This window comes from Paenibacillus sp. GCM10027626 (genome assembly GCF_042676285.1).
In the GTDB taxonomy this organism is placed as follows: Bacteria; Bacillota; Bacilli; order Paenibacillales; family Paenibacillaceae; genus Paenibacillus_Z.
The window spans coordinates 151846-174646 of record NZ_JBHTHC010000018.1 but is presented as its reverse complement, the minus strand read 5'-3'; the positions used below and the strand labels follow the sequence as shown (position 1 = coordinate 174646).

Genomic DNA, 22801 nt, shown 5'->3' with positions numbered 1-22801 from the left:
ATGGTTGAACATTATTCAGAAATGGTTATTCTATCTGGACAACAAAAGTAAAAAAATGCGATGATTATTATCATACTGGTTTTGGTGCAAAAATTAGTTTGTTCATTTTGGTGATAAAGGAGACTGGTCATGTTTTCCAATCAGCTAGAGTTCTCATTTATGTTCTATCACAAACCAGAAACTGAAATTACACTGCATCATCACAATTGCTATGAGCTGGTTTATTACATTACCGGATCGGGAGCAACGACCATCGGCAACGTTGAATACGCTTACGAGAAAAATACGTTTAGCCTCATCCGCCCGCAAACCGGACATAGCGAGATTCATCATGAAGCTACGGAACTGCTCTGTATTGGCTTTAAATTAAATAATAGCGCTTCCATTCATCTGGAGAATGGCGTGTATCCGGACCGTTCTTCACTGCTTATGCAGCTTGTCAATAAGCTAAAACATGAACTTTTGTCGCAGCGGCTCTACTATCAGTTGAAGGTGCAGCTGCTGCTCAACGAGTTTCTCGTTGAAATCGAACGCATGCGCTCAGCCCGCTCCTTCCTTGAGTTATTTGAATACACCGAGAACTACATCAATGAAAACTTCAATCAGGACATTGATTTGCCGTCTCTGGCCAAAATAACGGGCTACAGCTATGACCATTTCCGGCATATTTTCAAGGATAAGACTGGCGAGTCCCCATTAAGCTATATCATCAATAAACGTATCGAGCATGCCAAAAAACTGATGCTCTCCACCGATCTGACGATGAGCGCGATATCCCAGGATTGCGGTTTCTCAAACAGTTCCCAGTTTTCCAGCACCTTCCGCAAACTGACCGGACTGACACCAAGCGACTTCAAGCGCAGTCACTTTATTCAATAATGGGAGGGATCTGATGTCCGGAGGAGCTGCGAAGTAGCAAAAAAGCGTAAGTTCCAAGGCTCCACATGCCCTAGAACTTACGCTTTTTTTCACTAAGTGACAACTTGTTGCTAGCAGGGAATGTACCTTTGGAACAGTTTCACCTTATTGGGACAGCGCGCGTCTCTATGGTTCGAAAGTGACAATCCATGTCTGGCGACCCTGGAAATCCAATGACGCTTTTTTGTACCCTTCCAGCTCAGTAACAGTAAGCGGCTCTACTGCTCCTGTGATCGGATCCCATAGCTTCGCTTGTTTGGCAGTTGTGTTGAACTGGATCGACAGGCTTTGAGCTTCATCGGAAGTATTCACGAGCAGGAAAGTGTCTCCAGACGTTCCCGATTTTTTGAAAGTAATCAGTTCGGGATGAGGTTTATCGAGCAGCAGTTCCGCTTTAACCAGCGGTCGCAACTGCTCGGCGACCTCCGCAGCGTCCTTTACCCGCAGGACAGTGCTGCGCTTGGCAAGCTCGCCATACAAATCCCCCGCTTCCGTCAGCCCCTGCTCTGTCCGTATAAGTGACGGACTGCCGCCCTGTACAACGAGGCGGATGCCTGCGTCGGCAATTTGCAGCAGCTTGGCTGCCAGCCTGGCATCAAGCACAGTGGAATTAGGAATGACTAGCGCTTCATAGCGCTGACCAGCCGGCGTAACCAGCTTCCCGTCTTCCAGCTTGCAGGACAATATGCCTTCGGTGTCCAGATAGTTAAAATCCATTTGACGATCGACAAGGCTAAGCGCTACTTGTTTAAAATTGTTACTGATCGCCACGGCTCCTGCTGCATAATCGGCAGCGTTGAGCGACATCGGTGGAAGGGTCTGCTCCCACACGCTTTCAACCGGGTAATAAACGGCGATTTGGGCGGATTGAGCTCCGCTGTCCATCATGTAGCCGATCCTGCCAACGAAGTTGGCAAATTGCTGGTTCTCCTCGTCGCTCATCCGGTCATATTCGTAATAGGAGTTGAAATGATCCACGCCAAAGGCAAATTGAACCGCTATCGCAGCCAGCCGTCCAAGAAAATCCGCCTTTTCTCCGTCAAAAGCATCCGAAATCTCGCTCATCACATGCTCTTTTCCATAAAAATAAGCGGATGAGCTCGCCAGCTTGGCCGTCGTGACCGCCCATTCTTTGGCCAGTTTCGGATAGGCGGTGAGCAAGTCAATCCCCGGCATCTGCATATGACGGTAAATTTCCAGCAAATTACCCTCGTAAACCGCCTGGTGGAACATCTCCTCTTCCAGCAGTAAATGCCCGGAGCAAGCTACCCCTGTCTCGCCGCAGAACTTCTCCAGCGGTTCAAAATAGCTCTCTACAACTAGCTCCGCTAATGTCTGGTAGTAGTCCAAACGCACCTGCCGCGCTTCTTTGCTTGTACCGGCCGCCAAATAAGGCAGCACGGGAAGCAAATCGTAGCCCCGGCGCTGTTTGAAGACATCAGCCAGCTGATTCCCCCAGTTTAATGTTTTTAACAAGGGCACATCCGGGTCCGGCTGATCCAGTACGGCCGGCTGACGGGGCGGTGAAGTCAAATACGTTCCTGTCAAGGCCGGCTCATCAGTGAAAAACGCTTCGATCCCCTTACCAAAATACGAGCCGAGCCGCTCAAAGTATTGACGATGTGTGACATCAATAAATTTCTCGGTCGCTTCTTTCTCTAGCAGATTGATATATCTGCGCTGTTCATACCAATTGTTGACGGCATGCGTGCCTTCATAGAAAGGTTTTTGCACGAAATAAAAAACAACCCATTCTCCATCCGGGGCTTTCCATTTCAGATTTCCTGTATCATCCAAAAAGGCGGTGAGATCAGTGGCAGCATCTAGCTGAAAGTTTTCCAAGCTGCCGGGGTAGGCGCTGACTGACACTACTTTCCCATGCCCTTGTGGATGGTTGATGACAACATCGCCTTTCGCAGCTACCTCTTTCTCAATGACCGCCAGACCTTGCGCTTCCAGGTCCGGACGCTCTTTTAGCACAAGTCCGCCCGCCGTACCGCTCGGGTAGCCTTTTTCGTCGTAGATCCATACGCGGAGACCTAGCTTATCGATGGCATACTCCACATTTTGTTTCAATATCTCCCAATACTCTTCATTCTGCAAATAGCCTTGATAAGGAACATTGGTTACCATTCCGCCATAGCCCAAATCCTTGATTTTTTTAATTACACCTGTATGCAGATTTTCATGGATCATCAGCAAGGGCCGGTATTTTATGTTTGGATTTTTGAATTCTGCCTCGTTAAACGGAGGCGGTTTCTCAGCTGCCTGCTTGTTGGACGATATATCTGGCAGATCTGGTTTATCCGGCTTTTGGTTAGTAGCTTCATTTTTTGTGTTCTGCTCGCTCATCAGTCGCTTGCTTCCTTTCCCATCATCATTCATCCGATTCATCGCAACTACAATGGCTGCAATTCCGATGACCACTACTGCTGCTGCCCGCCATTTTTTCAACACAAATTGCCCCTTCCCGTTACTTCACAGACACTGCATCGATAAAAGCTGTATTATCGCCCGCAATTGTCCCTTGGAACTTGATGGTATGTGTGCCAGCCGCCGTATAGAAAGCACCCGTCTCGTATGTCATAAATTCCGCCGAATCGGGCGAGTACATCCCTACTTTCCTATCATCCACATAGACGTCGAAGCTCTGCCGGCCGCCATAGCCCGTTCTCATCGCCGCTTGGAAGCGGATCGTATGAAGGCCTGCCGTGAAGGCCACATTCTGTTCCATCGAGGCTATACCCTGCACGAAGCCTGTCTGATTGCCCTCGGGCGCATTTTGGGCCCCAAAGCCGCTTCCGTTGCGCTGAACACCGGCGAAACTGCTGAAGGTCCATAGTCAATGGGCCGTAGATATATGTTGCCGTTGCAGGATTTTCAAAACCGGCATTAGCTACAGGAATACCGGCTGCTGTATTTGTTAACGCAATATAATCGATGTTCATTGACCCTGAAGTTTCAAATGGATCAAACCTGAGCTGCTTAATCGTTCCATTCCAGCCGCTTACAGTACCCATGTCGACTACATATTCGGCGTAATCAGTCATATTGGGCGCGATTGTGAACCATTTTGATTTGACTTGTGTAAAGACAGTATCCGCATTCGTTTTGAAAAACACCTGCGCTTGTGTCGCATTCGTATTGTTTTTTAGCCTGATCCTGAAATAACGATTGGATGAGTCCAGATCAAGTCCTTCCGCAGAAATCATATACGGATCGCCCCCGGTAGACGTGAGCGTCAGCATGCCGCCGGATACGTTCCCGCTCAGCTCATGAGCCATGACCCATTGTTGAAAATCATTGGCCGCGCTTGCCGGGTCGAAATTCCAGTTCTGAGTTCCGTATACATGATTGTTCGTATACGTTAATGACGCTGGCATCACATTGAACATACCGGCAGAAGGCTTGTAGTTGATGAATTGCGTACCTGTAATCGCGCCCGTAGAGTTTCCTAGAATGCGGACAGCGAAGTTTTCATCCGGAACACCCGGATTTTTGGCATAATTGGCAATCACATTGTTCTCCATTTTCATATTTTTGTTAACCCCGGCATTATTGAAAATAAAAACGCCTTCGGCATCCGTGTCATGGATGTAATAGTTTTTCAGCGTAATATTCTCGTTTGCTCCTTCGAAATCGAACCCGACCCCGTCATAGAGAGCTGCATTGCGCCTGATATCGCCCAGTTCGCCCCCATCGAATATTAAATCTCTGCACACCTGCACGATAATTCCTCCAACGCCAAACGGGTTATACACGCTCCCAAGACCATTCACACGCAGATTGGTCATCGTCCCGCCTTCGATCCAATGAAAATCGAATCCCCACATGCCGCCATTTTCCGTATACAAATTAGACATCACAACATTTGTAAATTTCGGTGCATTCACCTCATGCATAAACCCGATCCCGACCCGGCCGAAGAAGTTGGCTGTATCGCAGTCGTAGAAGAAGGAATTGGTGAGTGAGAAATCGTCGAGCGCCGTCCGTTTGATGCTGAAATCGGTTGCATCCCCGGCCTGCCCACCCGGCCAAGGCTGCAAGCCGCGTACATCGACCCCTGCCGATATATGCTGGTACGTTTCCGGCGCACTGTTATACGTATGATTCATGTGCCGGAACACCATATTGTCGATGTGAATATAGCTCTTGTCATAGACATCGTTATACGTCAGCATAATGCCGATCATCGCATTTTTCAGCTCCAGATTGCTGATGCTCCAGCCGCTAAGGCCATCCATAGAAATGCAAATCGAATCCATCATGCCTGGCGCGATGACCGGCTTGCTGCCCGTTCCATAGGAGGACAGAACAATTGGATTTGCCGGCGTGCCATCCCCGTGCAGTGTCAACGTTTGTCCGGTCCACGTATCCCCGGATTTCAACAAAATTTGGTCGCCCGTGCTGAATGTCATGCCGGAAACCTTAGCCAGCGTCTTCCACGGCGCCGAAACACTTGTACCGCTGTTGCTGTCGCTGCCTGCGGAATCGCTTACATAATACGTCGCGGCAGAAGCCTCGCCAGTACGGGCTGTAAGCAAAAAAAGCATAGCGAAAGCAGCGCAACAAATTGTCATATAAATGGTCTTCTTCAACATCATCATACCTCCGTTTCATGTGAATAGGCTGAGCAGTTTAGAGGAACGAATTAAAAATAACATGCCGGCTGGCACCTATCTATCCCGATATGGTTGAATTCTATGCGAATTTGGCGATATCTGTCCGCATGACTCAAAGCCCTGTCTCCCCGCTTATTTGAAAGCCAAAAAGCGGCTGAGCATGAATGTGTCATGCCCAACCGCCTTATATTTCAAAATTATAGCTCCAGCTTCATCCCGTCATAAGCGACCATAATATGATGCGGCGCGAAAATCGCCTCCAAATCCTCATGCAACAGATGAGCATTATGCGAAAAGTGCGTGACGACGATTTTTCCGTCTGCCTTCAGCACATCGTTAGCGAGCAGCCATTCCCTTGTTTCGAGAACGGCATCGACGCTCATATGATTGTTCCGGTATTCGGCATGGCCTACCGTACACTCCAATATAGCCAAATCGAGCTTGCAGCCCTTCAGCCATTCCCACGTCGCTTCAGGAAACCAGCCGCTGTCATGGCCGTAAAAAACCGTCTTGCCATTGCGCTCTATGTAATAGAGCAGACAGGTCTCGCTCTTGTCATGATCGGCGGGCAGCGGGACGATATTGGCCGTCTGCATCTCCACCCGCTCGAATGGCCGTACGACCTGGAGCTTGAATTTCTGCAGCGCATTAGCGCCGAGTTGCTGAATGCAATGACGGATCGGCATATCATGGCCGTAAATTTGGATCTGATGTTCCTCTGACTGCGCGTAACCAGGCATGCGGATAACAAGATCTTCTGCATATAAGTGATCACTGTGAGAATGAGTAATAATCAGATCTTGAATTTTGTCCATATCGATCTGATCGCGGATCGCATGATGGCAGCTATCCGGCGGAAAATCAACCTTCAGCACCTCATCGATAATGACAGAAGTTCGAGTGCGGATATTTTTGCCGCCGCGCGCACGCGCCTGTTGGCAAGTATCGCATTTGCAAAACAGTGACGGAATCCCTTCGAATGCAGCCGTTCCCAAAAAATGAACAATCATGCCCTGTCCCTCCCAAAAGTGGTCGTTCAGCAGCGGCCGGCCAGGCGGAACTGCTCCGGCGTCGCGCGCACAAACTTGACGAATGCACGGTAAAACTGGCTTGTGCTGGAAAAGCCGAGACGATAGCTGATGTCTGTAATAGTCTCATTTGTCCGCAGCAAGCAATCCTTCGCCTTCTGAACACGCAGTAGAAGTACATATTGATAAGGGGTCATGCCGACAGCCGCTTTAAACGATCGCATAAAGTGGTAACGACTCTGCAAGGCTATGGATGACAGCATATCGATGCTAAGCGGCTCTGTGTAGTAAGCCTGCATATATTCGAGCACACGAGACATATGCTCCTGCGCGCAAGCCTCCTTGCGATACACTGCCGGCCCGCTCCCCCACAGCAGCTTATGCAGGCTGGCAAGCAATTGCGTTTCAATTTCTTCGGCAGCCAGAGCTTCCAGCTGCTCAGCGGCGCTTGGCCCGGAGGTCCAGGCGATAAAGCGGTCATATATTTCTCCGGGATTGAATCGATGCCAGGCGGGCGGTTCACAGCGTTCCAGCCAATCAGGCGGATACATGCTGTCCGCGTCCACTTTGAGGATAACGATGCCCGCTCCCGGCTCGATATGCAAAGAGTGCCGATCATTCGGATGCAGAATCAAGCCGCTGCCGGCAGTCAAAATCCGTTCCGAATTTTCCTGCCGCAAATAGCATGTTCCGCGGAAAGGTACCGTAACTTGAAATTGCCCCTCATGACGGTGCGGAATATTTTCAAATTGATGTTCGATCCGGTGCAGCTCCATTTGTGAAAAGTTCATTTGAATTTGCATCTGCGTTCACCTGATTCGATTATAGCAAATCATGCTTGAATAATGTACAATCAGATACACCTGACTATCGGAGGCGTCTTACAGTGAAGCAACTGCACAATTTAGATCAAGTAATAAACGACATCACCGGGGACTCGCTGGCGCTGCTGCTTATAAAAACCGGGCAATGCGGAGTATGCGAATCCGTTCATGTTAAAATATCCGCTATGCTTAATGACTTTCCGGCCGTTTCGGGCAGCTATGTCTATATAGCAGATGTTCCTGATATAGCCGCTCACCACTTGGTGCTGACAGCCCCAACTCTGCTCATATTTTACAGAGGAAAGGAAGTTTACCGGGCATCGCGCTTCATCCGCTTCGATGAGCTGAAACATGTGCTTACAATCTATTCGCTTGAAGCAACTTACGCTGAGAATTAAACACCCCTAATTTGTTGGACAATCTCACAATTCGAGCCCCTTGATGTATCTCGCTTTTTTGCGCACATAGAATGGTCTACCTCAACGCACAATAATATAACTGTAACCACTTTGTATACGGTTGACTTCTCCCATTGCTGTAACTATACTAGTTACAGTTATTGTTTTCATATGTCCATACGACCTTCCAGTTGAAATAAGCAATCGAAAATGGAGGTATTATCAAGTGACACTTCACAAGCTGCCTTTGTCGATTTTGGATCTGGCTCCCGTCATTGAAGGCGGAACGCCAGCTGACTCTTTGCGCAATACACTTGATCTTGCCCAGCATGCTGAACGCTGGGGCTACAATCGTTTTTGGCTGGCTGAACACCACAATATGCCAGGGATCGCCAGCTCCGCCACTTCTGTCGTCATCGGTTATGTCGCCGCCGGAACATCTACGATTCGTGTCGGCTCAGGCGGCATTATGCTGCCGAATCATGCTCCGCTTATCATTGCCGAGCAATTCGGCACCCTGGAATCGCTGTATCCTGGACGCATTGATCTCGGCTTGGGCCGCGCTCCCGGCTCTGACCAGCTGACAGCCAAGGCGCTGCGGCGGGGACTCGATAGCGACGGCTCCCAGTTTCCCGAGCAGCTAGGGGAGCTGCGCTCCTATTTCCAACCCGCTTCCGAAAGCGGCAGCCCGCTGCGCGCTGTACCGGGCGAGGGGCTCAACATTCCCATCTGGCTGCTTGGCTCCAGCGGATTCAGCGCACAACTGGCGGGTTTGCTCGGACTTCCGTTTTCTTTCGCCAGCCACTTTGCGCCGGATTATTTGCTGCCCGCTTTGGAGCTGTACCGCAGCAGCTTCCGGCCTTCTGGCGCACTAACCAGCCCATATGCCATGGTCGGCCTTAATGTCGTCGTTGCAGATACAGATGAGGAAGCGAAGCGATTAGCCACATCCCAGCAGCAGCAGTTCCTGAACCTGGTACGCGGCCGTCCCGGCAAGCTGCAGCCTCCGGTCGATCATATGGATGAACTATGGTCCCCCCAAGAGCAAATGCTCGTTCATAAGCAGCTGCGCTATGCCGTTGCCGGCAGCCAAGAAACAGTGAAAAGGCGATTGGAGCAAATATTGGCAGAGACCGGCGCCGATGAGTTTATCGTGACCGCCCAGATTTATGACCATCAGGCTCGTTTGCGCTCCTATGAGCTGATGGCGGAAATTGTACAATAACGGGGTGGCGCCACTGATGCGAAAAGACGCAGGAGGCTGTCGTTCAAGAATGAGCGTGAGCTGAACGCGGACCGTGGATCCGTTATTTGTGAACAAAACAGCAAAAACGACTTGCTCGTGCACCTCGTCTGTCCACATGACTCACTGTTGCCCGCTTCCGCGGCAAAAAAATCATTGTCCACAGAAAATCGACAGCCTCCGTAGATCCGTTATTTGCCTCGAAACGCCGCGAAAACCCGGCAAAACCAGCAAATAACGGATCGTCTGTCCGCGAAACTCCGAACTAGCCTAGTTTCGACAAAATAACGAATCCTGCGTCCGCATACCTAAAAGCTGGACGTGCAAAGCGCCCCCTTCTAAAGCCTGAGAGGATGATTCCGTCCGCTAATGTTGCAGTTTCTGCAACAAATCACTGCCCGAAAACGAAGCATGACCCAAATTGTTGTATAGAATGCAATAATCTGCTCTCCTGGCGGGCGAAACGTGGCGAAACGGGGAAGATTGTTGCAGAAGGTACAACATTTCCTTCAATTTCAGCCCAAATCTCCTCAAATGTTGTGTTTTGTGCACAATTTCGCCCCATAGCCGACAACGCCCCCGGCGCGAAACCATGAGAAAAATTTGTTTTTCCGCACGGCTTAGAAATTTTTAAATTCTGGAAAAAAACCGTTTCTTCACAGATAAAGCGGTCATCTATTAGAAGTGACCTCCGTCTGTTAAGAAACGGTTTTCGTTAATCGATATCTCCTGCAAGCCCTTGTTCCGTCAAATAATCCATTTCCGCTTCCAGTATCGCATCGATCATAATTTCAGTCAGCTTAATATCCGGACGGCTCAGTACATAATCAACCAGCTCATCGCTGTCGATATCGACTTCTCCCTGCGCATTCGCCTTTGCCTTCCCGATAAAAGCCTCCTCATGCTTCAGCACTTGCTGTATACTTTTTATATCAGCTTTTGTGCGGTCTGCAATGTATTGAAGCATTGCTTGTTCATCGATCTGTTCTGCCATCATCATACTCTCCTTACAATCGTGTAATACTGCTATTGTATCACGTACGCAAAATTTAATTAATTTGCGCATCAATTTGATCATAACCGCCGGCTGGTACCGCCAAAAACTAACTTTACTTGAGAAACATTATTTTTGTAAGTATAATGAGAAAAAAAGGAGGAGAGCTTAACGATGGAGATCGGAATCAGCACTTTTTTGGAAGCAACTCCAGACCCCGTCACAGGAGCCGCCGTAAATCATGCCGAGCGTTTGCGCAATGCTCTTGAGGAAATTGTACTGGCTGATAAGGTAGGCCTTGATGTCTACGGTATTGGAGAGCATCATAGAGCGGATTATGCCGGTACGGCACCCGCTGTCGTGCTGGCGGCGGCTGCAGGGATGACGAAGCGCATTCGCCTGACCAGCGCCGTTACTGTGCTGTCTTCGGACGATCCTGTCCGCGTATATCAGGCGTTTTCCACGCTGGACGGCTTGTCGAATGGACGGGCGGAAATTATGGCCGGGCGCGGTTCATTTATTGAATCCTTCCCTTTGTTCGGCTACAGCCTCGACGATTATGAGGAGCTGTTTCATGAAAAGCTGGATTTGCTGTTAACGATTCGCGACAATGAGAAGGTCACCTGGCAAGGCAAGCATCGGCCGGCCATCAAGAATCTGGGCATCTATCCGCGCTCTGTACAGACGCCCCTCCCAGTATGGATTGCCAGCGGGGGCAGCCCCGAATCGGTCGCCCGGGCCGGCGCGCTGGGACTTCCGCTGGCGCTGGCCATTATTGGCGGCATGCCGGAAAGATTCGCTCCGCTGGTAGAGCTGTACAAACGATCCGCCGAACGGGCCGGCCTTGATCCGGGGAAGCTGCCGATTGCGACCCACTCGCACGGATTCATCGCCGATACTACCGAGCAAGCTGCCGAGCTATTTTTCCCTTCCACGCAGGCACAGATGAATGTTATCGGACGCGAACGAGGATGGCCGCCGTATACAAGGGAAGCGTTCGATGCGGCAAGAAGCCTGCAAGGCGCACTTTATGTCGGCGATCCGGAATATGTCGCCCAAAAAATATTGCTGCTGCATAAAAATCTTGGCGTATCGCGCTTCTTCCTTCATATCAACGTCGGCACCATGCCGCACAAGGACGTGCTCCATGCAATCGAGCTGCTCGGCACAAAGGTAGCCCCGCTCGTGCGCAAGGAGCTCTCACAGCATTAACCGGCCTTGCAAGAGTGGGCCTGCAAGCAAACAAGCAACTATCCAGCTTTTGTCTGATCTGCTTGCTTGCTCACTCTTCCGGCGTGTACCGGTAAATACTCAGATCAATACGTCCGTCCTCGCCGACCTCTACCCCTTCAATGTCAAGATTCAAAATCTGCTTTAGACGCCCTTCTTCATCCTGAATGGCAATTTCGCCTTTGACATTCACAACCCGATGCCAAGGAAGCCGATGGGCCGTGCTCATGGAGTGTAAAATCCGTACAACCTGTCTTGCTCCCCGCGGACTGCCGGCCTCTGCCGCCACTTGGCCATAGGTCATTACTTTCCCGGCAGGAATATTTTTAATAACTGCAATTACGCGTTGTGTAAAAGGCTCCATCATTCACCTCAACCTTATCCGTATAGCACCTACTATATCATGAATCGTTATTTCCCGGAAAATAGATACCGCCCTTAATCATCCTGCGAAGGGCTCGCATGATGGTCAAGAGCGGTATTTAATGACAATGGCCGCGGGCTCGCATCTCCCGGCCTTGGCTTGGATCTATTTTGAAGCTGCTTCCCACTGGTATTGGTACAGTTGAGTGTCTCGGGCAAAGTAAACATGCCCTTGCGGGTCGGAGGCCAGCAAAAAAGCATCCTCATCAAGCACGTCAAGCTGTCCCGTCCGGATATCGTAGGTGAATAAACGCTTTAACGTTGAGCCGACCAGCTTACCGTCCTCTCGATACAGCAAATAGCCGCCACGCCAATAATGGCCTACGCTGCTCCAGTCGAAAGCAAACAGCTCCACCGTCTGCAGCACTTTCCGGCTCTCCGGATCGAATTGGAACAGATACCCTGACGTTAAACCCCACAGCATGCCGCTATCGTCGAAGGCCAGTGCCGAAATCGCTTTTTCTCCGGCCACCGATATCCCCTGCCAAACGACAGCAGCGCGCTCAGCGTCCCACACGGTCAGCAGCGCTTCCTCCGTCGCAGGCACAATCCCCAGACCGCCCCAAATCGAGCCGCCCGCATAAATAAGCCCGTTGCGATAAGCGAGCGAGACAATGCTTTGTCGGTCGGCAATGTTGGTGTACGTATCATAATGATTGGCAACAGGATCGTACAAAGTTAACGCTCCGCCCAGACAACCGTAGTCGGGCACCGTCCCGATCGCCAGCCGCTGACCGGCGGCGGTGAACGCGAATGGGCGGTCCTGGCGATGAGCACGCAGTGAAAACAGCAGCTCCGGATTTTGCCCATTCTCCCATACCGACTCGGGGTCGTAACAGAAAATATTCGCCTTCGGGTAGACTCCCATATATACCTTGCCTTGGAAAGCAATCATATTTTCGATTTGACCAATTTTTCGGTAAAGCTGCATCGTCACGCTTGCCGGCTTATATACGGCCAGCGCCCCGGCAAAGTAGCCGCCTACATAAATATTGCCGTCCGGGCCCTGGGTCATCGATTGAATTGTCACCGGCTGGCCCTGCGGCTGCGGATCAACGACCTTCATCGCCCCTGTCGCCGGATGATAGAGCGAATACGTGCCGTCGCGATTCATCCAGAGCAGGCTTGCACCCGGCCTTGCCGGATCCCGCTGTTCAATCCAGCCAAAGTCCGCCGCCGGTTCGGGCTGCGGAATGCCGGTAGAGCGCAATTGCTTGGTCGCCAGATGGTAAACATGCAAATAACCGCTTTTGACGAAGAACACATTGCCTTCCTCGTCTGCAGGGGACACAGCGAGTCCCGCCGCATCGTCAATGCGGTCTGTCCACTCTCGTTCTTCCATATCGTATACAAACATCGCATTTGAAGGTGTACAGCGAATGATCAATTTCGGATAAACAATGTCCAAATCATAGACAAGCTGTTCCTGCTGCGCTTCGGGCGGCAGCGGAATAATACTTTTGTCACCGGTATTCGTATCCATTTCAACCAAATAAGGCCTTTGAGTGCCGATTCCGATATACAGCTTGCCATCCCAAGCCTTCATGCAGCGCACATATTGCTCGCCCTCGACAACGACGCCGTAATTGCGGAACTGCCCTGTCTGCGGGTTATATTGAAATGCTTTTCCTCCCGGATAGCAGCCGCCATAGATCATCCCCTCGGCATCGGCTGCCGCACGCCATGTGTAATGCTCTCCGCTAATAATGGTGCCCAGATTTTCGAGCGCCTCGCCGGCACGGTAACGATACAAATTGCCGTCTCCCGTAATATATACCCCGCTTGCCGTCGCTACAACTCCCCAGCTATGGCTTGCCCCTTCGAGCGGCCAGCGCTCTAGACACTTGCCGGCATGAGGATCGATAACGAGCAGCACGCACGGTTTGCCGGAAGATACAGCGTAAATCCGGTCCTGTCCGGCTTCCTGCCCTCGCCCATATGCCGCCGCCCATACGCAGACGGCCTCAAGCGGCTCGCCAATCCATTTTACACCCATGGACGAATCACCTCTTCACTAGTACTGCAGCACGATGCCCAGCGTATCCCGCGGATTGTCACGGAATACATGATAGGCTTGCTCAGCTTCGGCCAACGGCATGACTTTGGAAATAAGCGGTGAAATATGAATGAGTCCTTCAGCCATCAAACGAATAAATTCCGCCATGTTTTTGCCTTCTGTCCAGCGCACGTAGCCGATCGGATAGTCAATTCCTCCGCTTTCATAGGTGGCATCGTAGCGTCCCGGACCGCCTGCGCGAGAAATGAGCAGCTGCGCTTCCTTCGCAAACATTAATTCGCGTGAAAATTCCATCTGCAGATCGCCGACGACGACGACCTTCCCACGGTCGCGAATCCACTGCAAGCCTTGGTCGACCAGCTCTCCGCCTTTGCCGCCGGCCAGTATGACGCAATCCGCACCCTGCTCAGTCAAACTCGTCTCCAGCTTCGCCTGGACCTCCTCCGGCGACTGGCAAATATGCTGTAATCCAATCTTTTCCGCAGCCGCACAGCGCTCCTCGACAATATCGAGCGCAATGACATTCAGGCCGGCAGCCGCAGCGATCTGCGCAATTATTTGTCCCAAAATACCGAGGCCGACGACGACGACACTTTCACCAAACTGCAGGCTGGCTTGACGCAAAGCGTGGATGGCAATTGCCCCTAGTCCTACAGTAGAAGCTTCTACCAACGTCACATGATCCGGGACAGGAACAGCAAGGTGACGCGGCACGGTAAGCATTTCTGCATGCTTCACATAAGGGGCGCCATAGCAGGCAACCCGCTGCCCTACCTGCAGATGGGTAACTTCCTTGCCCACCTGCTTGACTATGCCTGACGCTGAATAGCCAAGGGCGACTTCCTTGTGCCGGTTGACATCCTGCATCATAAGCTCTGTGCCCGGACTTATTGCAGAGTATTCGGTTTGAACTAAAACGGAACGATCATCAAGTTGCGGAACTGGAACGTCGGCAAGTTGTATCTGTCCATCTAATGCAACAATTGCTTTCATCTTTTTCTCTCCCTCTCGCTGAATCCCAGTGTCCCTGCTGCTATTCCTTCACAGCGCCAATCATAACGCCTTTAACGAAATATTTTTGTAAAAATGGATAAACAACCAATATTGGTACGGTGGCGACAACGATCGTCGCATATTTAATCGCTTCACTGACCTGACTCAGTTCATCCTGCGCTACATTCGTCGTTAAGTTTTGCGCTGTCGATTGAATCAAAATTTCCCGCAAGATCAATTGCAGCGGGTATAAGGAACGGTCCTGCAAATAAATCATCGCCGTAAACCAGCTATTCCAATGCGATACGGCATAGAATAATGTCATGACGGCCATAACCGGCAGCGAAAGCGGCAGAACGAGCGACCACAAAATGCGGAAATCGTTGGCGCCGTCAATTTTGCCCGACTCAACCAGGCTCTCCGGTATCGTGCTTTGAAAAAAGGTCCGCATCACTATCAAGTTAAAGGCGCTGACTGCACCTGGCAAAAGCAATGCCCACACTGTATCGTACAAACCGAGATCGCGAATGTTCAAGTAACCCGGAATCAAGCCGCCGCTAAAGAACATCGTAAAGACGATAAAAGCCATAAAGAAACGTTTGCCGCCCAGCCCCGGACGCGATAACGGATAAGCGCCCAATGTCGTCAGCAGCAGGTTAATTGCCGTACCGCCAAGAACGTAAATCAGTGTATTGCCATAAGCATCCAACACCATGCTGTCGGAAAACACCAGCTTATAAGCCTTCAAGTTGAATTCTACAGGCCAGAAGGTGACCTGACCGGCAGCGATCGCATGGGCATCGCTAAAAGAAGATACGATAACGTACCAAATCGGATATAAAAATACAAAGGAACATACCGCTAAAAATATGAGATTGAAGCCATCAAATAATCTTTCGCCGACACTCGGTTTGGAAACCATACCATTCACCCCTTACCACAAGCTGCTTTCAGTCGTTTTTCTACTAACCCGGTTAGCGAGAATTAGCAAAGTGAAGTTGATGACCGAGTTAAACAGGCCAACGGCTGCGGAGAAGCTGTAATCTGCCTCCATAATGCCTCGGCGGTATACAAAGGTCGAAATCACGTCTGCTGTTTCGTAGGTGGCCGAGTTATACAGCAAAATAATTTTGTCCCAGCCTACGCTCATCAATGAACCGATATTTAAAATTAGCAGAATGAGAATGGTCGGTAAAATGCCCGGAATCGTCACATTCAGCATCTGTTTCCAACGGCTCGCACCATCGACAACCGCCGCTTCATACAAGCTGGGGTTAATGCCGGCCAAAGCGGCCAGGTAAATAATTGAGTTCCAGCCAATGCTTTGCCACAGACCGGAGCCAATATAAATCGAACGGAACCATTCCGGCAATATCAGAAAATTGATCGGCTCGCTCGCGATGCCAAGCGAGACAATCATCCGGTTAATAATGCCGTTCGGGCTCGTAAAATCGATAACCATCCCGCAAATAACGATCAAGGACACAAAGTGCGGCAGATAAGACATCGTCTGTACAAATGTTTTATAATATTTGCTGCGCACCTCATTCAGCAGAAGCGCAAATATGATCGACGCCGGAAAGATGATAACGAGCGACAACATGCTGATAAGCAGCGTGTTTTTAAGCAAACGCCAAAAGTAGTAGCTGTCAAAGAAGTGATAAAAATGCTTCAATCCCGCCCAAGGACTATCCCATATCCCCTGGTAAGGATTGAAGTTCTTAAAAGCGATAATAGCTCCATACATCGGCTTATACTCAAAAATGATAAAGTAGGCGATGACAGGAGCCAGCATAATATATAAATACTTGTTCGCCATAATCCGCTTGAAAGCGCCGGATCGTCTCTGTTTCGGCTGCTTCGCTGGCTGCGAGGCTGCCGTATTTGCAGGCGTCGCCATAACAATCTCCTTTCTGGAAGACTTCCCGGGCCCGCCCCTCTAAGGCAGGGCCGGGGAATGTCTGCCACGAGCCGCTGGTTTATTTTCCTTTGAAACGGTCGTAACCTTTTTGGTACTGCTCGAGCGCCTGCTCGAATTTCATTTTCTTCAGCTGAGCGATGAAGTCGTCATATTCCGAGATCGGCTTTTTACCCATAATAAATGCATTGATCGATTCATTTACATAAGTGGTTACGTCTGCCATAATCGGTACGACAATATCATTTTCTTCCGGCAGCAATTGTACTGGCGGCATTTTGTAATCGAATTTGTTGAATTGGCCGTATAGCTCCTGCGGATTGTCCGTTTGACCGCTCGCGTCGCGAATTTGCTGCGAGTAACGCGGATCTTCCACGGTTGCCCACTGTCCGCCGCCAACAGTATGCGTCAGCAATGCCTCTGTATTCGACTCGCCATTTTCCGGATGGGTAACGGCATCTTTAAATTTCGGCTGACCGTCGACCATATCATACGATTTGCCTTCGACACCGAAGTTGTTCATCACAATGCCTTCTTCGGAGTATTGGTAATCAAGCCATTGAATAATGGCATCGGCATTTTTCGTTTGCGAGGAGACCGCAATGCCATTGGCGCCTGCCGGCCAACGGAAGGAGACATGGCGCTGATCGCCATTAGGACCTTTAGGCGGCAATACCGGCGCAATCTTGAAGGTTGGATGCTTGCCGTCCATCAATTGGGTAAAGTTGCCCATATAGGAACCGGCCCATCCGAACCAAGCACCTGCACGGTCGGTCGTCACTTTCTCTGTCAATGTCTTGAAGGTCGTATCGACGAGATAGTTCGGATCGAGCAGTTTTTCATTGTAAAGTTTGTTCAGGTATTCCACCAGATCTTTGAAACGCGGATCAAAAGGTCCGTATTTGACTTTGCCGTCCTCTACAAACAGTCCGAATTCCACGCCAAAGGCCGGAGCAAACAAGAACATGACGTTTTCAAGGTTGACGGTAACAAACGGAATTTCATCCGCTTTGCCGTTGCCGTTCGGATCTTTTTCTTTAAACGCTTTCAGCACGTTGTACCAGTCATCAGTCGTTTCCGGTGCTGGCAAGCCAACTTTTTCTAACCAGTCTTCGCGAATTTGGCCAAACATTTGCGTCAAATACTTTGTATCGAGCATCAAGTTAGGCAAATAGTAAATATGACCATCCGGCGAAGTAATCAAGCCGCGGATATCGGGATTGGCGTCCAAGATTTTTTTGATGTTCGGCGCCTTTTCTTCAATCAGCTGCTCAAGCGGCAGTAATGCGCCTTGCGAACCATATTTCGAAGCTTCTTTATCCCACATTGCCGTGTAAATCATGTCCGGCAGCTTACCCGAGGACATCAGCAGGCTGAATGCCTCTTCGCTTGCTTCGGTAGCATGCTGGAAGTTCACGTGGATATTCGTGACTTCCTCCATTTTTTGAAAGGAGTATTTCTCGTTAAAATCCTTCCCTTTAAAGTTGCCGCCGCTTGGCGCCCAGAGGGAAACATCCAGTTTTTTATCAGCAATCGGCACTTGCAGCCCATTGCCTGCATCCCGTTTATTGCTTTCAGTTCCACCATTACCCTCAGCAGCCGGTTTGTCACTGCCCGAATTTGATGGTTTATTTGATGTATCTTTGGAACAAGCTGACAACATCATTGATGTAGTCATCGTCAAAACGAGCAGAGCCGTACCAAATTTCATTCCTTTTCTCATGCTTTTGCTCCTCCTGTCATTTGTGGAAATCAGTTGCTTTACATGTATTTTCTATTATTTTAGCTACAGTTTTCCCAAACAACGCCCCCTTCATTTTATGACTGATTTACAATAAGTAATATATAATCAATATTGTAAATCAGATATATATCTGTGGTCTTATTATAGCTACTTGCTGTAAGCGGTGTCAACAAGAAAATAGCGGTTTCATTTTCTGTCCCCTCTGTTTGTCCAACAAAAAAGCGCGAATTCTCTTCGATTCGAAGAAAATACCGCGCCTTTTCCATGCAAATTTCGTCCATATATACATCAGGTACTCAGTTCATAAATATCATCGTACATCAGCTATCTGTTTCAGCTAACTGCTTTACAATCAATTCCTTCAAATGTTCCTGCAGCATCGTCTCGTCAATCATTTCCGACCAATAGGCCTTTAGGCTTCTGCTAAAGGTTTTCATTGCGCGAATAGGCAGACCAATCTCATGATGATATTTGAAAGTAGGGAACAGCTCCCGATAGAACAAGGTTCGGGAAGGCCGGTTCAAATGCTCCTGACCAGCACCCGCTTCGGCCGCTGCCCGCAACGCCGGAATGCTGACTGTACGGTCGCGAATAATTTGCTGCGCTTCTGCCGATGCCAAAAAATCAACTAATGTACGGGCGGCCTCCTTCTCCCGTGAATTGTGGCTAATTCCCGCACCAATCGTAATCAGCAGCGTTTTTTGCGGATCACCGCGATGTATGCCCGGAATGGGACACACGTCGTATGGCAGCTGCAATTGATTGAAGGCATTCATATTGAAATGTGTCGTTATAATAATCGATACTTGTTCCTGAGCGAACAGTTGAATCGTCTCATCGTCACTGCGGTCGGCAAAATATTTCGGAAATATCGTATGGTCCTTCACCAGCCGACTGTAGAGCCGCAGGCTTTCGGCCATTTTTTCCCCGATACGGATTTGGCCACCCTCATCCATCTCCATTTGCATGCCGCCCTGCAGCAGAAAGATCGGATAGCGGTTTTCCGATGCAGGCACAAAGTAGATGGAATGCTTGCCCCGAACTTCGGAGATCCGCCTGGCCGCCTGCAGCAGATCCTCCCAGGTCCAGTAGCTGTCCGGCTCTGGAATGCCCGCTTCGGCAAAGTGAGCCTTATTGTAACATAGCACGACCGGCGAGAAGGAAATCGGGCGCACAAAATATTCCTCGCCCACGCGAAACGCCTCTGAGGTAATCGGATACAGCCCGTCCACTTCCTCCAGCGGCTCCAACATGGAGGTCATCCCCGCCTCGGCCAGCTCCTGAAACTGCACACTGTTGAGCGATACGACATCCAGCAGGCCGTTGGACATCATTTCACCGACTAATTTGACATGCTCGTCAACCGACATCGGTATGGCTCGAACGTAAATATACGGATGCAGCCGCTGAAACTCGGCCAATAAATCACCCAGCACGAAGTCTTCGTTTAATGTCGAATTATAACCGAAATTCAACGTAATAATTTGCCGGGCCGTCTCCGTGACCATGCTGCCTACCCGGTCGATCTTCACAATAAGCCCTTCCTCCACCAGCAGCTCCAGCCCTTTGCGCACCGATTTATTGCTGAGCTGAAACTGCTTGGCCATCGTGCTTTCCGACGGCAAATAGGTGCCTGGCTTCCGCAGTCCGCCTACTATTTCCGTCCGAATCGTGCTAATGAAATGATCCAGCCGTTCCTGGAACGACATCCGCGCTAATTTACTACTCATGTATAATTCTCCTCAACGGTTTAAGGTAAACATTAGTGTATATCGCTATTGTGCGTGAATCACCGCTTATTGTCAACAATAAGAGAAGCTTCGATATACAGAAAACGCCAGAATTCAACTCTGGCGTTCACGTTATGAATTATAGTTTGAAAAGAGGATATACGCGGTAATGAGGACGATTAAGCAAAATATCGTAAAGATCGTAATTTTCCACGGGCTGCGCGGCACCGTCCCGGTTACGCGCCCCGTCTGTCCATTGACCATATAGCGAAAGGACTTGGAACGATACTTATAATGCGCGTTCCAGACCGGCAGCAAAATATGCTTGTATGTCCGGTTATAAAACCGCGTTCGGATGTGCAGGCCGCGAATTTCGTCCCCTCCGATCATGGAACGAATATCACTTTCGAGATGCTCATCCATCTTTCTCCCCGCCTGCGACCAGCCGTCACTGCGGGAAACGGAATATTTTTCGGCTGTATATCCGCTTAAGTATTCCGGCTTGTATCCGGTCAGGCGGCGCAGGTCAAAATGGCCCACCTCATTAAGCAGCTTGCTCTCATAACGGCTCGAAGCCGGGACAAGCACATCGTCGAACTGATAATCGTACTCTCCGCCTACCCGATGCCACACCGTATATCTGACCTGTTCAGTATAGGTTTCCGTCTTCCCGTTAACGGTACGTGTCCGCACCTCGGTCCGGTAATGGTAGTCTCCCCGCTCTGCTGTATAGACAGAAGCACTGTCGGCATCATAGGTCCAGTAAGGCATATAAATCCCCTTCAGCCGCGCAGTGATTTTTTCCTTTTTGAATGCGTTAGGGACAAACCAGCGCTTTTTCTTCCATTGCTGGAACTTGGCCCCTGCCTCTTGCAAGGAAATCTGGAAAGGGATCATCGTCTCCGGCCGGATGCTTGTCACATCGCTGCCCTGTGTCAGCACCTTGGGCGAGCCGCAAAAGGAACAGATGGTCGCGGTCTCAATCTCCGGTATGACGCTTTCGCCTCCACAGCTCTCACAGTGTACGGTCCGCGTCCGCATGCCCCAGTCCGTCAGCCCTTCTTCAGTGCCCTCCGATAAATCCAGATCATGCTCGATCGGCTGCTGCGGAGAGCTTTCAATGCTGTCTTCGCGCCCGCAATAATCGCATTTCATCATTTGCGTATCGGAATTGAAAAGCATTGGCCCGCCGCAGCCTGGACACGGAAAGGAGAAGGCGGACTGCTGCTTGGTAGTCGCTTCACTGGTCATGCCCGTTACACCTTAGTGCCACAGTTAGAGCAGAATTTCGCATTTTCACCTAATCGCTCGCCGCATTCCGAACAGAACTTCTTGCCTGTGTCTGACTGCCCCTGTGCGCCGCCAGCGTTCATCGGCTGCTGCGTTTGCTGCTGCTGGACCGGGGGCTGCGCCTGTTGCTGCGGCTGCTGATTCATCATTTGGCTCATCATTTGCCCCATCATTTGCCCCATGGCCATGCCTGCTCCCAGCTCAGCTCCGGTACCTGCTGCACCCGACTCCGGATTGTTGGCCGCCTCCCGAATCGCTTCGGCCGTCTGATATTTCATATATTGGTCCAGATTGCCGGCAATGTTCATGGAAGATTTGCGGTCAATCATCCGCTCCACTTCCTCCGGAAGCGACAGATTCTCGATGTTCAGCATCGTCAAAGAAAGGCCCATGCCCGCCAGCCGCGGCTGCAGCCGCTGGGCCGCGGTGGCACTCAGCTCTTCATAGGAAGCGGCCAGATCCATGACCGGAATGCGGGATTCACTAATAAGATCGCTCACAGCGGTTACAATGATCGACTTTAAAAAGCCGGAAATCTGCTCAGTAGAAAAATCGCTGCGCGTGCCGAACAACTCCCACAAAAATACAGCCGGATCGCCAACCTTAATGGAGTAGCTGCCAAAGCCGCGCAGCCGCACCGCGCCAAACTCAGCATCGCGCATAATAACCGGGTTGGTTGTTCCCCATTTCAAATTCGTAAAGTTGGCTGTGCTGACAAAAAACACGTCGGCCTTAAAGGGAGAATGAAAGGCATGCGGCCATGATTCCAAAGCCGTCATTAGCGGCATATTTTGTGTACTTAATGTATAAGTCCCTGGGCCAAAAACATCGGCAATTTGACCCTCATTGACAAAGATCGCAGCCTGCGACTCGCGGACAATAAGCTTAGCGCCCATTTTAATCGCATTATCATATGCCGGAAAACGATATACCATCGAGCCTGAATCGTCCAACCATTCAATAACTTCAATAAACTGACCTTTAATAAAGGAAAATAAACCCATATTAAACAACCTCCTAACCTACAAGTTGCGTCATCTTTCTACATTATACTTGAAGTTAAGGAATGAAGATACCTACAGATCGCTCCCATTTATTTATATTCGCTGGGGTGGACGAATGCTCTCAGCTGCTTTCGGGACGGCTGTTAGCCAGTCTACTCATTCAAATGTTCGCGATAATTGTCCAGACCTGCAAAATGACCGCCCGCCGTACTGTCCATAAAGGAATAGTAGATCACCATGCCAAATGGTATACAATAAAACAGTCCAAACCCAATTCCGCTGGGAGCAAGAAACAAGAGCGCCGCGGCGGCGTCTTTACGGAACCACTTTTTCACGCCAAAAACCCCATTTCTTCATTGCCAGTCTCCCTCCTGTCCGTACTCGTCCAGAATAGAAAAAACTGTTTAAAAAGAAATAGGGTAATC

General features: G+C 50.0%; 20 protein-coding genes. 4 read left to right on the top strand and 16 right to left on the bottom strand.

Going from position 1 to position 22801, the window contains the following annotated elements:
• Positions 1-129 precede the first annotated feature (129 nt).
• Positions 130-879 (top strand): helix-turn-helix transcriptional regulator, encoded by a 750-nt coding sequence (locus ACFQ0N_RS28145; protein WP_379332685.1) that lies wholly within the window; start codon positions 130-132, stop codon positions 877-879.
• 165 nt (positions 880-1044) lie between these two features.
• Here the strand turns inward: ACFQ0N_RS28145 and ACFQ0N_RS28140 are convergent, their stop codons facing one another.
• The 5 genes from ACFQ0N_RS28140 to ACFQ0N_RS28120 form a co-directional block, all read right to left on the bottom strand.
• Complete coding sequence (locus ACFQ0N_RS28140) at positions 1045-3375, bottom strand: glycosyl hydrolase (protein ID WP_379332683.1); 2331 nt, start codon at positions 3373-3375, stop codon at positions 1045-1047.
• Positions 3376-3391: 16 nt separating this feature from the next.
• The gene (locus ACFQ0N_RS28135; RefSeq protein ID WP_379332681.1) at positions 3392-3553 is read right to left on the bottom strand and encodes a hypothetical protein; all 162 of its coding nucleotides are present in this window, start codon (positions 3551-3553) and stop codon (positions 3392-3394) included.
• Positions 3546-5519, bottom strand: coding sequence for a hypothetical protein (locus ACFQ0N_RS28130; RefSeq protein WP_379332679.1), 1974 nt, complete (start codon positions 5517-5519; stop codon positions 3546-3548). Before ACFQ0N_RS28130 ends, ACFQ0N_RS28135 begins: the two co-directional genes overlap by 8 nt.
• Before the next feature lie 218 nt (positions 5520-5737).
• Positions 5738-6550, bottom strand: a complete 813-nt coding sequence (locus ACFQ0N_RS28125) for an MBL fold metallo-hydrolase (RefSeq protein ID WP_379332677.1) — start codon at positions 6548-6550, stop codon at positions 5738-5740.
• Between the two features lie 26 nt (positions 6551-6576).
• Positions 6577-7371: an AraC family transcriptional regulator gene (locus ACFQ0N_RS28120; protein WP_379332675.1), complete on the bottom strand. Its 795-nt coding sequence runs from the start codon at positions 7369-7371 to the stop codon at positions 6577-6579.
• A gap of 83 nt (positions 7372-7454) precedes the next feature.
• Between ACFQ0N_RS28120 and ACFQ0N_RS28115 the strand changes: the two genes are divergently transcribed.
• Together ACFQ0N_RS28115 and ACFQ0N_RS28110 are read left to right on the top strand one after the other, a co-directional pair.
• Positions 7455-7790 (top strand): thioredoxin family protein, encoded by a 336-nt coding sequence (locus ACFQ0N_RS28115; protein WP_379332673.1) that lies wholly within the window; start codon positions 7455-7457, stop codon positions 7788-7790.
• Between the two features lie 226 nt (positions 7791-8016).
• On the top strand, positions 8017-9015 hold the full coding sequence (locus ACFQ0N_RS28110; protein WP_379332671.1) for an LLM class flavin-dependent oxidoreductase: 999 nt from the start codon (positions 8017-8019) through the stop codon (positions 9013-9015).
• A gap of 733 nt (positions 9016-9748) precedes the next feature.
• Here ACFQ0N_RS28110 and ACFQ0N_RS28105 read toward each other — a convergent pair.
• Complete coding sequence (locus tag ACFQ0N_RS28105) at positions 9749-10027, bottom strand: hypothetical protein (RefSeq protein ID WP_379332669.1); 279 nt, start codon at positions 10025-10027, stop codon at positions 9749-9751.
• Between the two features lie 174 nt (positions 10028-10201).
• Between ACFQ0N_RS28105 and ACFQ0N_RS28100 the strand changes: the two genes are divergently transcribed.
• Entirely contained in the window at positions 10202-11239 is a 1038-nt protein-coding gene (locus ACFQ0N_RS28100; RefSeq protein WP_379332667.1) for an LLM class flavin-dependent oxidoreductase, read from the top strand.
• Between the two features lie 70 nt (positions 11240-11309).
• Here the strand turns inward: ACFQ0N_RS28100 and ACFQ0N_RS28095 are convergent, their stop codons facing one another.
• The 10 genes from ACFQ0N_RS28095 to ACFQ0N_RS28050 all read right to left on the bottom strand — a co-directional run bounded on the left by ACFQ0N_RS28095 (position 11310) and on the right by ACFQ0N_RS28050 (position 22711).
• Entirely contained in the window at positions 11310-11621 is a 312-nt protein-coding gene (locus tag ACFQ0N_RS28095) for an MGMT family protein (RefSeq protein ID WP_379332715.1), read from the bottom strand.
• 165 nt (positions 11622-11786) lie between these two features.
• Positions 11787-13676, bottom strand: a complete 1890-nt coding sequence (locus ACFQ0N_RS28090; protein ID WP_379332665.1) for a WD40 repeat domain-containing protein — start codon at positions 13674-13676, stop codon at positions 11787-11789.
• An 18-nt stretch (positions 13677-13694) separates the two neighbouring features.
• Positions 13695-14690 carry a zinc-dependent alcohol dehydrogenase gene (locus ACFQ0N_RS28085; protein WP_379332663.1) on the bottom strand — a complete coding sequence of 332 codons (996 nt, stop codon included), beginning with the start codon at positions 14688-14690 and terminating at the stop codon, positions 13695-13697.
• A gap of 40 nt (positions 14691-14730) precedes the next feature.
• The gene (locus tag ACFQ0N_RS28080; RefSeq protein WP_379332661.1) at positions 14731-15612 is read right to left on the bottom strand and encodes a carbohydrate ABC transporter permease; all 882 of its coding nucleotides are present in this window, start codon (positions 15610-15612) and stop codon (positions 14731-14733) included.
• Positions 15613-15624: 12 nt separating this feature from the next.
• Positions 15625-16590 carry an ABC transporter permease gene (locus ACFQ0N_RS28075; protein ID WP_379332659.1) on the bottom strand — a complete coding sequence of 322 codons (966 nt, stop codon included), beginning with the start codon at positions 16588-16590 and terminating at the stop codon, positions 15625-15627.
• 79 nt (positions 16591-16669) lie between these two features.
• Positions 16670-18331 (bottom strand): extracellular solute-binding protein, encoded by a 1662-nt coding sequence (locus tag ACFQ0N_RS28070; protein ID WP_379332657.1) that lies wholly within the window; start codon positions 18329-18331, stop codon positions 16670-16672.
• A gap of 341 nt (positions 18332-18672) precedes the next feature.
• Entirely contained in the window at positions 18673-20082 is a 1410-nt protein-coding gene (locus ACFQ0N_RS28065) for an extracellular solute-binding protein (RefSeq protein WP_379332655.1), read from the bottom strand.
• 132 nt (positions 20083-20214) lie between these two features.
• On the bottom strand, positions 20215-21333 hold the full coding sequence (locus ACFQ0N_RS28060) for a TFIIB-type zinc ribbon-containing protein (RefSeq protein ID WP_379332653.1): 1119 nt from the start codon (positions 21331-21333) through the stop codon (positions 20215-20217).
• A 5-nt stretch (positions 21334-21338) separates the two neighbouring features.
• On the bottom strand, positions 21339-22376 hold the full coding sequence (locus tag ACFQ0N_RS28055) for an SPFH domain-containing protein (RefSeq protein WP_379332651.1): 1038 nt from the start codon (positions 22374-22376) through the stop codon (positions 21339-21341).
• Between the two features lie 152 nt (positions 22377-22528).
• Complete coding sequence (locus ACFQ0N_RS28050; RefSeq protein WP_379332649.1) at positions 22529-22711, bottom strand: hypothetical protein; 183 nt, start codon at positions 22709-22711, stop codon at positions 22529-22531.
• Positions 22712-22801: the final 90 nt, after the last annotated feature.